This window comes from Paenibacillus sp. GQ49 (assembly GCF_059759055.1).
This window is the reverse complement of sequence record NZ_JCAXEL010000006.1, coordinates 208,714-224,471: the sequence shown is the minus strand read 5'-3', so window position 1 is coordinate 224,471 and position 15,758 is coordinate 208,714. Positions and strand designations below refer to the sequence as shown.

10 protein-coding genes are annotated in these 15,758 nt (G+C 47.0%); 3 read left to right on the top strand and 7 right to left on the bottom strand.

Translation table 11 applies throughout. From position 1 onward, the window contains the following. Positions 1-45: 45 nt before the first annotated feature. Both AC6CIF_RS13835 and AC6CIF_RS13830 read right to left on the bottom strand, forming a co-directional pair. The gene (locus tag AC6CIF_RS13835) at positions 46-1,074 is read right to left on the bottom strand and encodes a leucine-rich repeat domain-containing protein (RefSeq protein WP_498200060.1); all 1,029 of its coding nucleotides are present in this window, start codon (positions 1,072-1,074) and stop codon (positions 46-48) included. Beyond that, on the bottom strand, positions 1,067-1,216 hold the full coding sequence (locus AC6CIF_RS13830; RefSeq protein WP_498200059.1) for a hypothetical protein: 150 nt from the start codon (positions 1,214-1,216) through the stop codon (positions 1,067-1,069). The genes AC6CIF_RS13835 and AC6CIF_RS13830 overlap by 8 nt, the downstream gene beginning before the upstream one ends. 119 nt (positions 1,217-1,335) lie before the next feature. On the opposite strand from AC6CIF_RS13830, the gene AC6CIF_RS13825 reads away from it, so the two are divergent. Both AC6CIF_RS13825 and AC6CIF_RS13820 read left to right on the top strand, forming a co-directional pair. Further along, complete coding sequence (locus AC6CIF_RS13825) at positions 1,336-3,411, top strand: methyl-accepting chemotaxis protein (protein WP_498200058.1); 2,076 nt, start codon at positions 1,336-1,338, stop codon at positions 3,409-3,411. Between the two features lie 94 nt (positions 3,412-3,505). Then, on the top strand, positions 3,506-4,678 hold the full coding sequence (locus tag AC6CIF_RS13820) for an aminotransferase class I/II-fold pyridoxal phosphate-dependent enzyme (RefSeq protein WP_498200057.1): 1,173 nt from the start codon (positions 3,506-3,508) through the stop codon (positions 4,676-4,678). 96 nt (positions 4,679-4,774) lie between these two features. On the opposite strand, the gene AC6CIF_RS13815 is transcribed toward AC6CIF_RS13820, so the two are convergent. Continuing rightward, entirely contained in the window at positions 4,775-6,874 is a 2,100-nt protein-coding gene (locus AC6CIF_RS13815) for an NB-ARC domain-containing protein (protein ID WP_498200056.1), read from the bottom strand. Positions 6,875-7,039: 165 nt separating this feature from the next. On the opposite strand from AC6CIF_RS13815, the gene AC6CIF_RS13810 reads away from it, so the two are divergent. Further along, a complete protein-coding gene (locus tag AC6CIF_RS13810) occupies positions 7,040-10,486 on the top strand; it encodes an S-layer homology domain-containing protein (protein ID WP_498200055.1) in 3,447 nt (1,148 codons plus the stop codon). Between the two features lie 114 nt (positions 10,487-10,600). Here AC6CIF_RS13810 and AC6CIF_RS13805 read toward each other — a convergent pair whose 3' ends face one another. The 4 genes from AC6CIF_RS13805 to AC6CIF_RS13790 all read right to left on the bottom strand — a co-directional run bounded on the left by AC6CIF_RS13805 (position 10,601) and on the right by AC6CIF_RS13790 (position 15,594). Beyond that, on the bottom strand, positions 10,601-12,652 hold the full coding sequence (locus tag AC6CIF_RS13805; RefSeq protein WP_498200054.1) for an iron ABC transporter permease: 2,052 nt from the start codon (positions 12,650-12,652) through the stop codon (positions 10,601-10,603). Continuing rightward, positions 12,649-13,650, bottom strand: a complete 1,002-nt coding sequence (locus tag AC6CIF_RS13800) for an ABC transporter substrate-binding protein (RefSeq protein ID WP_076214095.1) — start codon at positions 13,648-13,650, stop codon at positions 12,649-12,651. The genes AC6CIF_RS13805 and AC6CIF_RS13800 overlap by 4 nt, the downstream gene beginning before the upstream one ends. Positions 13,651-13,825: 175 nt before the next feature. Beyond that, positions 13,826-14,368: a CueP family metal-binding protein gene (locus AC6CIF_RS13795; RefSeq protein WP_498200053.1), complete on the bottom strand. Its 543-nt coding sequence runs from the start codon at positions 14,366-14,368 to the stop codon at positions 13,826-13,828. A gap of 827 nt (positions 14,369-15,195) precedes the next feature. Next, on the bottom strand, positions 15,196-15,594 hold the full coding sequence (locus tag AC6CIF_RS13790; protein ID WP_076214089.1) for a hypothetical protein: 399 nt from the start codon (positions 15,592-15,594) through the stop codon (positions 15,196-15,198). Between the last annotated feature and the right edge of the window lie 164 nt (positions 15,595-15,758).

Below are 15,758 nucleotides of genomic sequence, written 5' to 3'. Positions count from 1 at the left end.
TCACCGGAGTGCGCTCTGTATACACACGCTGGACCAGAAGCCCGTTTACATTAATACATGCGATAAGTGCGCAATACCTATAGAATTCAGGCGTTCATGCTCAGGGATATTTTCATATAACAAATGGGATTTTCCGGCCTTGGCCAGGTGATCACGCATAGCTGCAATTCGTCCTTTGTTAACATCAATAAAACGAAAATCGATTTGGCGCAAATGCTCCAGCCCGGTCAGTCCAGCAAAAGAATCCGCCTTGAGCGCCGTATTCATCTCTTTCAGTTCAATAGACTCCAAAGCACGGGCTGTCCATAGATGTTTGGTATCCCGTAACGATTTCATATAGTCCAGTTCGAGCTGTCTGAGAGAGGTCATATGGGAAAAGTCGCATAAATGCTCCAGCTTGGGCAAGGACAGATGCAGATATTCCAGCCCGCGCATCTGTTCGAGTCCCTGAATACTCGTCAGCTTGCGAACAGAGCTGAGCTTTAACATCGATATGGTCGACTGTGTCAATACATCCAGTCCCCCTTTTAACTCACAGTGATCCAGGGACAGATACTGAAGCATGGGCAGTTCCGCTAACACATCAACACTTTCGACCGTGCAGTTCAGAATGAGTGTATGCAGTTGGAGGCATGCCTCAATAGAAGCAAATCCGTTGAATTTGCCACGCAGTTCAAGAAAGGTCAATCGTTTGTAGTGTTTAATAAAATCGAGCACGGTCGCCTTTGCAGGTGAATTCAATCTTAGAAACTGCATCTGCTCCATCGCACCCAGAATCGTCAAATCCTGTGCCTGTGAAAGATCAAGCTGCAAGGCAGAGACATGTTTCAACTGTGCCAGTCGCCCCAGAAATCCGGATGAATATACCCCTTTAGGGTCCATATGTGATATGTGCAGGATCAGATCCGGCCGGGCAAAGAATACTTTGGCATCGAGCTCGGCAAGGTCCTCATATGTATCCGCGCCAACGCGAAAATGAACCGTTGCTCTGCGGCGCAACAGATGCACCGCCTGGTGCATCTTTTCGGCATTCCATGGAACCCCCTGTATTGATGCATGCCATAACTCACTCACAGATAATCCCCCTTTTCCTCCCGTAGTTCCAATTCATTCCATTATAAACAAGATCGCCTGGATGAACCACCACCACCGATCCCCGTTTTTTCATTCCTTTCCTCTTTTTTTCGTTCCTCCCCTTTACTGTTCTCATACTCATGCCTTTCCTTCCCGTTGCTTTCAGGATTATTCGACAGAAATCTACATAAAACTATAGATCATGCCGACATATAACTAAGGCGTTTTGAGCTTTTAATTAATCATCTGGGGAGATGGAATATGTCGAACATGTTGAACAAGTGGGGGAAAACGGGAGCACGGACATCCAGTATGGCAAATACGTTGTCCATTGTGCTGCTGGTCATTATCGTAGTTGTATTTACCGTGCTGGGAACATTTATGTTTGCAAGCACACGAAACATTCTGGTGAAACAGCAGGAATCCATGCTCCAGACCAAGACACAAGCCATTGTTAGTGAATTTGATGCACTATTCAAGGAAAAGGGTGCACTGGTCAAGCAAATGTCCACCAACACATTATTTCAGCAATACATAGAAACAACAGCATCTGCTGCGGATGCGAAAAGTTCAACCTACGCTGCGGAAACACAGGCGACACTCGCCGCTATCGTTAAGGCAGAGCCTTCGTTTGCCGATGCCTGGGTCGCGGGTCTGGATGGAAAAGGCTTTTGGATTCAAAATGATGGTGTCGTATCTGCACCGGACTTTGATATCCAGTCACGTCCATACTACAAGCCGGTTACTGACGCAGACGGACTTTATTTCTCCGATCCGTACATTGATATTGCAGCAGGCGATGTACTCATGGGTATCTTTTATCCGATCAAAGACGAAAACAACACCACAATCGGCTTTGCCGCAGCGGATATTGCATTCAAGGATATCCCGGTGATTATGGAGAGTTATTCCCTTGGAAGCACGGGCTATTCCATGTTGCTGTCCAAGAGCGGGGAAATTCTGTACCATCCGGATCAAGAAAAGGTATTGAAGGAGAACATCCTGGACAGTACGGGGGACATGGGGGACATCGGCAAGAAAATGCTTGCTGGTGAAAACGGCGTACAACTTATGAACGACAATGGGGAACGTCGGTATATCGGCTACGCTACCAGCAAGGATACGGGATGGTCCGTTGGTCTGACCATATCCGAAGAAGAAGTTCTCGCGGAATTAAAAACATTCACGTGGATTACACTTGGCGGTTTTGCTGCAGCCACCCTTCTGCTTGTGATTATCTGTTACATTACCCTTCGCCGTCTGTTACGCTCCATACCACAGCTGCTGGCCAAGATTAAACAGATTGAACAAGGTGACCTGACTGTCCAACTGGATATCAAATCTAATAATGAAATTGGACAGATCGCTACAGGTTTGAATTCCATGGTGCAGAAAATTCAGGTCATGCTGCAAATGGTCGGCAGCTCGGCGCAAATCCTGAACCAGTCGTCGAATGATCTGCAAGATATCTCCTCACGAACGGCTGTGACCATGAATGACACATCAACAGCCATTAACGAGATTGCCAATGCTACAAATTATCAGTCCATCGAAACGGAAAATATCTTACGCAAAACAGGCTCATTATCCAGCCAAATTGATGAAATTGCTACCGATGCGCAGGCTATGGGAACGGTCGTGCAGACATCTGCTGATCAAAGCAGCCAAGGACTTGCGGTCGTGGAACAATTATCGAAATGGTCCGAGGAAAATCATCAGTCCACCCAAGCGGTGTCCTCTATTATCCAGGAGATTGACCTGAGTCGGAATGAAATATCCAGTTTTGTGGATACAGTCAAACAGATTGCCTCTCAAACGAACCTGCTCGCCCTGAATGCCTCCATCGAGGCTGCACGTGCTGGCGAACATGGAAGAGGATTTGCCGTCGTTGCCGAAGAGGTCCGCAAACTTGCAGAACAGACGGCTCAGGCAACAGAGGAAATCAACAAAAAGGTGAATGTTATTGAAGAGAAAACAACCCTGTCGGTTGAACATACCATGCGCGGTATGAAGATTGCGGAGGAGAATGCCAAATCCGTAGAAGATACCAAACATGTTTTCTTCAGTATTAACAAAGACTTGAAAGATCTGCAGCAACGTATGATGCAGATTACCACTAATACCGCCAATGTACACAAACACAAAGATGAGATATTCCAGGCACTGGAGATAATCTCCTCCACCACAGAGGAGAACTCGGCATCGACGGAAGAAGTAAGCGCCAGCACGCAGGATCAGCTGGATAGTATCGAACAGGTAGCGGATCTGTCGAAACAGTTGAACCAGCTATCTGGCAAACTGCAAGACGAACTAAGTCAGTTTAAAGTAAAGTCATGATCCGCAAGCTTTCCCCTGCTCTTCTCTTTTAGTCGCTGTCCATTTATTATTAATGAATATGCGTACGAAGAGGATTGGAGGCTGAATCATCATCATGAACTTTGCCAAACGAATGGATCATTTCAACGAAGGAATTTTCACCCGGTTGCTGGAGATCAAACGCCGCAGACTGGAGAACGGTCAGCCCGTTATTGATCTCAGTGTGGGTACACCGAATATCCCACCTGCGCAGCATATTATAACTGCACTATGCGAGGCCGCTGCTGATCCGGCTAATTATATATATGCTGTGAATGATCAGAGTGAGTTGCTGCAAGCTACAAGCGATTGGTACAAGCAACGCTATCAGGTCGAGTTAGACCCGGCAACACAGATCTGTTCCTTGCTCGGTTCACAGGAAGGGCTAGCACATATATCCCTCTCCATTGTCGATGAAGGTGATCTGGTGTTAGTCCCTGACCCCTGCTATCCCGTCTTTGCGGATGGGCCGTTACTGGCAGGTGCAGAACTCTATTATATACCGCAAAAAGAAGAAAACGGGTATGTTATTCAGCTTCAGGATATACCGGAAGATATCGCTCATCGAGCGAAATTCATGCTGGTCTCCTATCCCAACAATCCAACAACTGCGATGGCACCGGATCAGTTCTATCTTGACCTGATTGCCTTTGCGAAGAAGTATGATATTATCGTGCTCCACGATAACGCGTACAGCGAGCTCGTATTTGACGGAAAGTCATGTGGAAGCTTCCTTGCATTCCCTGGCGCCATGGACGTCGGTGTGGAGTTCAATTCCCTATCAAAAACGTACGGACTGGCCGGAGCTCGAATCGGCTTCTGTGTGGGCAATACAACCATGGTCTCCATGCTGAAAAAGCTAAAATCCAATATGGATTACGGGATGTTCCTACCGATCCAAAAAGCAGCAATTGCCGCCATTACCGGAGATCAATCCGAGGTTGAACGGGTCAGAGCTATTTATGAGGAAAGACGGGACATCCTGTGCGAAGGCTTCAGTAGACTCGGATGGAAAATAACGAAGCCCGAAGCGACCATGTTTATCTGGACACGGATTCCCGCTCATTATGAGAGTTCTGAACACTTCACCATGGACTTGGTCAGCCGGGCAGGCGTCATCGCAACACCCGGAAGTGCCTTTGGCCCTTCGGGTGAAGGATATATCAGACTGGCACTGGTGCAGGATAATGAGAACCTTCTCCGAGCAGTGGCTTCTGTTGAGGACAGCGGCATTCTCAGAAACATGTAGGATTAGCCAATAACGCGAGCTGCGACGGATTGAATCCGGAGCAGGCTCGCGTTTTTTGGGGTTGTTATAATCAGGTATCATTCAATTACTGGCCTTTCATTTTAAAGCCATCCATCGCTGTGTGAACGCATGACCCAAATGGATGAAGCCCTGCCGCGAATGGCGGTAAAACGTGGCGCGGCTCATATGTAAAGCTTCGGCCAACTCGGACTTGCGATAATTTTTATGCAGATAACTTTCCCTAAGTATGCGCTGCTCCAGATTAGTAAGCGGATAGGTCGGTGGATCAGCATGAAGGATGCTTACGACCAACTCCCGTGCCCTCACTCCTTTGCACCCCATTGCCTGTAAAGGAACCATCTCCTCAAGTACCTTATCATCATATATATGGTGAAGCATCAGTCTGACCTCATCCCGGGACAAGATACGGGGGGCTTCCTGCGGGATGCAGCCTGCAGTCCGAATGTTCTGCCTTAGAATACGCTGAACCCAGACCTCAAAGGTTGCCTGCCTGAAATCCAGTTCCCATACATGCATATCCTCCCTGGCATATGGCTGAGAGGGCATCGTCGACTCCTCAAATCCCAAATGAGGGAGTAACATGTTTAGTTGTCTGTCCGCAGTGGGAATGATTGCACGCAGACCGCTCATTGCATCAATTAGCCAGGATTGAAACAGCATGCCGCCCAGTTCCTCAGGCCGATAAGAAGACTGTCCCACGTCTACCGCAGCTAACAGGATACATATGGTATCAGCCGCTTCAGGAGAGCATCCGCGTGCCGAGTTGACCGGGTCACCTAGCATTTTTCTAATATCAGGAGAATATTGCTCCAATATGGATAACGTTTGGTCATGCAACCAAAGTCCGGCACAGAAAGCCAAAGGTACCCTGTCCGGATTCCGAATGACACGTATCCCCGCCGGCGCATAATTAGCAATATCATCTAATAATGAAGAATACTGTCCGTTCTCGATAAGCTCCGATTGCCAATCCGAACGTGCCAGCGATTCGGCAAGAAAACGCTGCAAGTAAGGAAGATCTTCAGGTTCAAAAGACATCTGCTGTTCCACTTCCCGTTGACGTATCCCTGTGAAATCCGTATATGCATGGGTCGAGGGCAATTGATCACGGTACAACTCCAATATGTGGGCCGCAATCTGCATTTGCAACAGTTTGTTCAATGAAGGATACCGCTCCATAAGCAGCTCCAGTACCCGGGAACGCATCATCTGATAATGGCTGGGGTCGCGCCTTTCATAATCCTCCCTCAACATCCGGGATACCAACTGATGCAGAGAAAGGCCTCCGGCTCCAGTGTGCACACATGATAAAGTACTCAGTGCCGTGTAATCCAATGCATTCAGAGGATGACTCAACAACTGGTTCAGCATCGTCTGATCCGCTGCCGGGAACAGCGACAGCATCTGCAAAGCCTCATACATATAGGGAGAGGTTGCTTCCTTGAGTAACTCTGCACTCAATATGCCGGGTATCTGTTGTGCGTAGTCCTCCCGCTCCCTTCCCTGACGTCGCAGCATATCCACTGTTAACGCCAGCAGCAGCGGGTGACCATCTGTTTTGTGTACGATATCCTGCTGTACGAGGGGTGGCAAGCCGCTTGACTGCACATATTCTTGAACCTCTTTGCGAGTGAAAAGCTCCAAAGCAAAAGAATGAATCTGATTGCCCCATACAAGATTCGTATGCCACTGAATGGGCAGACCTGTCCGCGAAGCCACAATAAGTAAGAACTCGCTTGTGCTTGTTACTAGCAGGGGAAGCAGGCTGGATAACAGCCAGCTATCGATCCGATCTATTGTTTCACAGTTATCAATAATCACGACAGTCCGTTGACGGGTAAGCTCTTCAACAACATGTGCAAGAAGTGGTGTATCTGCGACACGTGTTCGACCATACTCCGTTTCCAGAATCATCTCCAGATGAGACAGAAAAGCGCGCGGCGTCTGCAGGCAGAACTGTCCATCCATCCACAAGGTAACCGTTGAACATCGCCTGGCCTCTGCCGCCATCTCCGTGAGAAGTGTCGTCTTGCCAATCCCTCCAATTCCCGAAATTGAAAACATTTGTGAATTGACATTAGGTGAAGCAAGCCAATTGGATAATACCTCCAATTGCTGAGTCAAACCGACAATACATGGCGTAGGGGAATTTGGTTCCACGGATCTAAGATTCATGCTGCACACTACTTTCCATTCAAATTTGAAACAAAAACGAGACAACGCATTTCTTTTAATATACTATACTATTTCTTGACAGGCATAGACTGTTTCGGTTCCTCACATGCTTATCCATTCAACAATAATTTCATTACTGCAAACCAAAGGGGAAGTGAAGTGTAAATGAAGAAACGTTTATCCATGATGAAAGTACTGCTTGTACTCATCATGATCGCGGGACAAATGGGAGTGTACAGCTCTGTGAATGCAGAAGGAGAACCTGACGGGCCAAATGCCATTCCTCCGGTTGAGAACGGCTGGATCCAGGTATCTACCAAAGAACAGCTTGTGTATATTGACCAAAATCAGGAGCTTTATCTGACAGAGAACATCCGCCTGACTGCGGATATCGACTTGACGGGAATAGACTGGATTCCATTTGGCGGCAATGACTACGTACCGTTCAGTGGAACATTTGATGGACAGGGGCATTGGATCACTGGCTTGGAGATAAACAACGACACACGATTGTCCAATGGTTTTTTTGGTCAAGCCAACGGCCGCATTCAATATATTAACCTGAGGGCAGATATTAAAGGTGGCTCCAATACAGGCGCACTTGTCGGCTTTCAATCCGGGGGGAGCATTGATCATGTCTATACGGAAGGAACTGTACGAAGCGGGCACATCTACAAAAGTGTCACTCCTACAGGGGGCATCGTAGGATTACTGAGCAATGCACGTCTGTCTCACTCTTCCTCCGCTGCTTTCGTTACAGTAGGCGAATCTGACAATTTGCATGGTGGTGGACTTATAGGTTCCCAGGCAATGGGTAGCATAAGCGATTCTTACTTTACCGGTAATCTAGCTAACGAGCCTGTCAAGGACCATCCTACCTCCCATATATATGCTGGAGGAATTGTAGGTTATCAGTTAAGCAGCACAGATGAATACAATATCCTCAAAAATACATATTCAACTGGCGCGATCTCCACACTGAATCCGAGAAGCTACTCCAGTTGGGGGGCGATCGGTGGATATGTCTACAAAACAAATATAACGGATACATACTACGATACGATGACATCGGGTATGACTGTCGGAGCAAGCGATCCTTATCAAAGCACAATTGAGATCTATGGGAAAACAACAACAGAAATGAAGCAGCAGGCTACTTATACTGGATGGGATTTTACAGATACCTGGAACATTCATCCTGCAATCAACAATGGCTATCCTTATCTGCGCCCTGCCATATTAACAACCGCGCTGCCTCAGGCGGTTCAGAATGAATCCTACTCCATGGACCTGGCAGGTTATGATGGAGCGCGCTCAGGACTTACCTGGACAGCCTCCGGACTTCCCCAAGGATTAAGCTTGAGCCCTTCTGGTGAGCTGGGCGGTACACCGACACAATCCGGCACGTACTCTGTAAACCTCTCGCTGCTGGATGGAGGCTCCGCCACAACTGAACGTATTCTGCAACTTGTCGTTGTTACGAAGACTCCAGGCATTGCGGATGCGTCGGTTCAGCCCGGACTAGAGGTGGGCGCAACGAGCATTACAGCAGCGCAGACGCAAACGGGGCATTCCTTTGCCTACATCTTGGATCGCACGGACATCAATCCTCCATGGGTTGGGGATATACTACCTGAGGGTGCGGTAACCTATATTTCAGGTGACGATATTCCTGGTACAAGTCCAGGGCAGGCTGTAGACCTCTTTGAAGTGACAGAAGATGAAAATACAGGGAAATATCTCATACAGGCGTGGCAGCGCTTCACACTTGAACAAAAACACATTCGTCAGTTCGTTCCGGTTAACGGTCTTCATCTGGAGCCATCTCAACTGGACCTGACCACTGGTGGGCCCTCGGCTAAACTGACAGCCATCATTGATCCGGAAGACACTACAAACAATACCATTCACTGGAGCTCCAGTAATGAGGCTGTCGCCACCGTAGATATGCATGGGGAAGTCCAGCCTGTGACTGCAGGTACAGCCATTATTACGGTTACATCTGAAGATGGCTTCCATACAGCAACGGCAACCATCACTGTACTTCCCCAAGCTGGAACAGTTACCGGGGCTGTATATGGCACAGAAATGACTCCACTGGAGGGAGTCTCCGTTTCTGTGGAAAGCATCGGTGTATTTACAGACAGCCAGGGGCATTTTACACTGGAACAGATCCCTGTAGGAGCCCGAACACTTGTTGTACGCGCCAAAGGCTACAATACAACTGAACGAAGCGTCGAAGTACTGGCAGAGCAGGCCGTGGATATGGGCATGATTACATTAAAGCCCCTTGCTACCCCGCAGCCAGAGCCGCAACCATCACCGGGTACAACTCCAGCACCTTCACCAGCTTCAGGATCGGAATCGTTCTCAGGGTTCCCAAATGTTTTGCCACCGGCCGAAGATCCAGCTACAGTCAAGCTTGAAATTAACGGTCTGGACATCAAATCAACAGCCTCAACAGAGATAGCTCCTGACGGTCAGACTGTAATCCGACTCAAACCTGATACAGCTTCTCTCATGCAAGCCTTCAGTGGTGCAGAATTGGGAATACTAATCCGCATTAATCTGGATTCTCCTGTCGTATTTCTGGATTTGCCGGGTAAGTCGTTACAGAGTATTCAAAAGCAATCGGAAACCAGTGTAACTTTCGAGGTCAATGGAACGAGTTATGAACTGCCCCTGAACACTTTACCCCCACTGACTGACAACATGACTGTTACCATGGGTATTGGAAAAGCCTCTCCTAGCACCATCAGCACCCTGAATGCTACGGTGGCGAAGCAAGGCTATGAACTCATCGGCACTCCTATGAAATTTACCTTATATATCGACGGGAAGCAGACAGAACATGCTAATCACAAATATAGCAAACGAATCCTTCCACTCCCTTCACAGGTTGATCCCGCCACATCAACGGCCGTTTGGATCGATGCAGAAGATCAGATGTATTTTGTCCCTTCCCTGTTCACCATGGACGCCCAGTTGACACAAGCTATCATTTTCACTCCCCAGAACAGCATGTTTGCAGTTGTCTCTGCGAATCATGCGTTTGCGGACATGAAAGATCACTGGGGACGAACCAACGTCGAAATGCTTGCGAACAAATTCATTGTCGAGGGGGTAAGCGATAATACCTTTGCGCCAAAGAAAGAGATTTCACGTGCCGAATTCGCTGCATTGCTAGTCCGTTCCTTAGGATTGCCTGAGCACCAGCCAACATCCAATTTTGCCGATATCACTTCAGATCAATGGTATGCTGGAGCCGTGGGGACTGCACAGGCTGCTGGCTTAATCAACGGTTACGGTGATGGCTTATTTAGACCGGATGCAGCCATTACCCGTGAACAAATGGCCTCAGTCCTCGTCCGTGCATTGGAGTTTGCAGGAATGATGCCTCAGCGGAACACGGATGTACTGGATGTGTTAGCGGATAGAACTACTCTTTCCCCGTGGGCTTCCAGCCCTGTATCGATTTTGCTGGAAGAAGGTTTGATGAAAGGTACACAAACCAACATGTTTTCTCCTAAGGAACTGGTTACTCGGGCTCAGAGTGCGGCAGTATTGAGCCGAATGCTGCAATATATGAAATTTATCAACAGCCCGCAGTAGACGAAGTCCTGACATATTATCTAAGCACAGTTCGTTCAGAAAAGCCCGCTGCATGCATCATGCATGAGCGGGCTTCTTTTCACTACAAATTCTACATTGTGTCTTTAAATCCCTTTACTTCATCGACTTGCGCCAGTTGGAACGATACATCAGATACAGGAAGTACGGTGTTCCGATGATCGCAATGAGTATGCCTGATGGAATCTCTGTTGGTGCCATGACGGTTCTGCCGATTGTATCGGCGAGCACCAGCATGACTGCACCCGCTAATGCGGATAGGAACATCGAACGTCTTAACTTATTCCCCGTCAGTAGCCGTACCATATGTGGTGCAATCAGACCGATAAAACCAACGGTTCCTACACAAGCAACAGCACCTGCTGCAAGTAATACACCCACTGTCATGGCTAATAAACGTGTACGACGTACTCCGAGACCAAGCCCGGATGCACTGTTGTCATCAAATACCAGCAGTTCGAATCTGCGTGCCAGCCACCAAGCCACCGGTACCAGAATAACTAAAAATAATCCGATAACCCTCACCTGTTCCCAGGTACGAGCATAGGTGCTTCCTGTCAGCCAGATATATCCGCTGCTACCGTATACCGCACCACGGACAATCAGAATCTGAATACCTGCTCCAGCAATGGCAGACATCGCGATCCCTAGCAACACAACCGCCGAAGGGTTCAGTCCTTTCTTCCAGGCGAGGGAGAACACCACCACTGCAGCAATGGCTGCACCGATGATTGCCGCAATTGGCAGCAAGTATATCGGAAGACCCGGCCATAAGATGATGACCATCATCGCTCCAAGCCCTGCACCTGAGGACACACCAACAATTGAAGCATCTGCCAGCGGGTTACGTACCGCCATCTGAATGAGCACACCGCTAATTGCCAGTGCAGCTCCTGCACCTGCGGCAACAAGAGTACGCGGAATCCGAAGCTGAATCAGCGCGGAGAACAGTCCATCCGATTGGAATAGACTCGGCAACCAATCGGCCAGCGGAATTCGCATACCGCCAAACATCGTACTGAGCAAGATAAGCACGACGGTTATGACAGAAAATAATACAGCCATCGGGCCAAATGCAAAGCGACGTGCAGCTCCTCCTGTGCTCATTGAAGTTGACATGCCTGATCCGTTTGCAGCCTTCATGCGTGTAAGAACAAGCCAGATGAGCCACGGTGCACCAATGATCGCCATAACCGCACCTGTTGGCAGCTCCATGCTGGAGTTATGCACCATCTTGGCGAGGACATCTGCTCCAACCAGGAGCGCTGCGCCCCATATGAACACACCGGGTAAAAGTAATCGGTTAGAACGTACACCACTCAATCGAACCAGATGTGGTGCGACCAGTCCCACGAAGCCAATCGGCCCAATTACACTGACAATCACAGCAGCCAGCAATACAGCAAGAATTAACCCTACTGCACGAGCCAATGTAACCTTTTGTCCCAAGGAAGAAGCCGTTGATTCATCCAACTCCAGCATATCCCACTGTCTGGACAGGATTAACGCGAGAAGGGTAATGCCAACCACCCAAGGCAAAGCATAAAACACACCACTCCAGTCATTCTGGACAAGTGTTCCGGAGCCCCAAAGGAACAACCCTTGAGTCTCCATGGAGAAAAAAATATGTAATGCACTTGTAAATGAACCAAGCACCATCGATACAATCATACCGGACAATGCAAGTCGAACCGGGCTTGATGTTCGTCCGCCGCCCATGAAATAAGCCGCAAATGCTGCCAGCAAACCACCTAGTGCTGCGAAAAGAAAAGGCGACTGACTTAACACGCCTGGAAAAGCGATAGCTCCCAGCACCACCACAAAGTACGCTCCTGCATTAATGCCCAGCGTATCTGAAGCAGCCAATGGATTACGAGTAATCGTTTGCAGTAAAGCGCCCGCAACAGCCAGTGCGCCACCTGCAAGAATACCGATCACTGTACGCGGCATGCGCAAGTCCCAAACCATATTGTGCTCTAATGAATCCTGTCTGCCTGTAAGAGCGTCCCAAACGACATGCAAAGGAATGGATGCTTCTCCATAACACAGACTTACAAAAAAAAGCACGATGAGAGCGGTTAGACCGCCCCCATATATGCTTATTGTGCGCCAATTCATAGCTGGCTTAGATCCTTGAACCGAACTCATTTGGTAATCGCCTCGACTACCCCATCAACCAATACTTTGGAGGAGATCGGTCCACCAAATGTCCATGTTGTGCTATCGAGTTGATATGTGCGTTTTTCCTTCACAAAGTTCAGTCCGTTCCATACCGAGTTATCTTTCATGGCTGTGCCAAAGACGTCATCGTCTGGTTGTGTAATATAAATGAAGTTACTGTCCTTCACATCAGTTAAGGATTCAATGCCTACTGTAGAGAAGCCATAGTTTTCAACTTTGTCCGGCTGCCAATCGTTAACCAGTCCGATTTTGTCCAACGTACCAATGACAACCGAGTTATCCGTAAACATACGCAGGCTGACTGCATTTTGATATGTGAACGCTTGTGTCAGTGCAAAGTTGAAGTTTTCTTTCCCCGCAGCAGCCAGTTTTTCTTTGGCTTCTACATAGTGCTGATCGAGATTACTCAGAACTTCTTTCGCTTTGTCTTCTTTACCGAGAGCAGTTGCAATGTTATTAAAGATCTCTGTCATCTTGTCATAATCATAGCCGTCACCATCATACGGATCATATTCAATCGTTGGAGCAATTGCATTCAGCTGATCGTAAACCGCCGTGTTATTATCTGCATTAGCAATGATGAGATCTGGCTTCAATGCAGCAATAGCTTCCAGATTTGGTTCACTGCGTGTTCCGATATCCGTTACACTGTCATCCAGTGCTGCTTCGGATGTTACCCACACTTTATAGTTAGCGTTATCTGCGTTACCTACTGGTTGAACACCCAGGGCAACGACATCTTCCGTATATGTCCATTCAAGCGTAACGACACGTTCTGCTGGCTTGTCCAGCTTAAGCTCTCCACGTTTATGCTTCACGGTAACAGGACCTGCTGTCTCTTCAGCCGGAGCACTACCGGAGTCACTACCTTGACTTGTATCTGTTGTAGTCGCGGTTTTACCACAACCCGCCAAAACCAGCACAAAGGCCAGCATAATCAACAGTCCATTCAACCCTTTTTTCATATCTCTTTTCTCCCCTGTTAATATGTATTTATATGATAACAATTATCATTATCACTATTGGATTATGCCGTAGGAATGTATTTTTGTCAATGGAAAGTACCTTATTCCCATTCTTTTATCAAATAAAAAAGGAAAGGATAGCTCAAATGCCATCCTTCCCTTCTGTTGATTGCTGTTAACTCAACTGCATCGTAGTGATGCATGTATTATCATTTTCATATGTAGACAATTGCGTTTCTGCAACCTTTCCATCTCCAACAATACGAATCAGATAGGTTCTGTCTCTAGGCACCCAAAGATCCATAAATCCGTTTGCACCAGACTTCATCACTTCATCTTTCATAAAAGTGTTGCCTTGAGAATCGTGAATGGTAACACTGAATTCCTTATTACTCATTTCTCCCTGACAACCGGTCAAGCTATGAATTGCACAGGGATGGGTCTGGTCCACATAGGGTGCAATGGAAAGGAAAAACTCATTCTCAGGCAAATCATATGTAGTCGTATGTTTATCTTGATCTGTGACGATTAACTGTTTGGCATTAATGGAGGCAGATTCCGGTGTCTCTTTTCTTGTGCTGATATCTTCCACCAATTTTTTGATGTTAGGCCCATTGGCTGTACCTGCCTCTTCCTTGCCCGTATTGCTTGCAAACAGGTAGGTTCCGATTACAATCACAACTGCAACACTTGCAATGACCATCATTTGTTTTTTCATCTGGAGTCCATCTCCTCGTCCGTTTTCATTAAGTATAATGGAGAACAAACTATCATGGACTTATACAGCAAGAAATTCACCAGATATTCACATATATGGTTGGCTCAATTCGGGATAAGTATATATGGAATATCTAGTTGATAAGTCTTAACGCTCATTGCGTGAGCGACAATTAATGTGCCATAATCCGGTCTGCCATTTCCTCGGCTTGCAGCACCGCAGACAACGGGTCGGAGAGGAAATATCTATTCCAGTCAAGGCTAATAACACGGCAGTGATCTGTCTCGATGGACTTCTGCCATGGTTTGCCTGAAGCTTGATCAAGCCCACGTCTTGGACCATTATCGTGGATTCAGGGTCGTTCTCTAGGCTCACCACCGGTTAGATCAAAACATGGAGCAAGCGCTAACAAATCTGAGACGTCTGATTCAACGATTTGAAGCGTCTGCAGAAATCGGAGGAACCTGAGACACTCTATATCCGATTAACAAGCCGTTTTCAGTGTTTTTATTGGGGAATTTTGGTATATAACATGTCTGATGTTGCTTACAATTTAAACAGAGGACATGAAGGCATAATAAGATGTCCTGAGTTCCTTAGAAAATCATCTATCCAGTCGCCAAAATCGGCAGTCTGGGGATTTAAGACTCTTTATCCAGCTCAAAAAAGATTACACAAAAAACAGCGCCCACCAGAACGATTCAGGTGGCGCTGTATTATTTGGTTTGAATATGTCGCTATTTTCAATATGCATAAGCCAAAATACTATATCTAATCACACAAATAAGTGTTCATATCTCAAAATCTTGATACTACTGACAAAAGTCTTACGAGAATCCTTGCTCACCTGCAAAACGGGGATGGACATCAGCACAAGACAACTCCTCATTAGAAAATCGAATCCAGACATAATCATCATATAACACACCATGTGTTTGTTTTACGATCTCCGAAGCTACATAATCATTCAGATCTAAAGATTGCAAAATTTTATCGGCATGGTGTCTGGTACGAGGGAAGCATCTGGATTCAAAGTAATCCAGTACATCCCCAACGGTTACCTTAGACTTGCTTGGAAAAGGGAGAAAAACAGGAGATACATTGTGATCTTGCCATACATCAACCGTTTGATTACTATAATCCAACTTCACTTTGGCAATCACCTGGTCATGCTCCAAGACCTCAAATTCAAGAGGAGAAGATATAAATTTGTTTATTTTTTTCATCTGCTACCTCCCATAGTGATCTTTCATATTTCTTTGTTACGATTATATCATTTCTTCAACTTGTATTTCATTTCCTTACTTCATCATTCTATTGAAAAAAGCCCGAACAATTTCGAGGAAATCTCGAACTTGTTCGGGCTCTTCAGATTGCCTTCCATTCACGC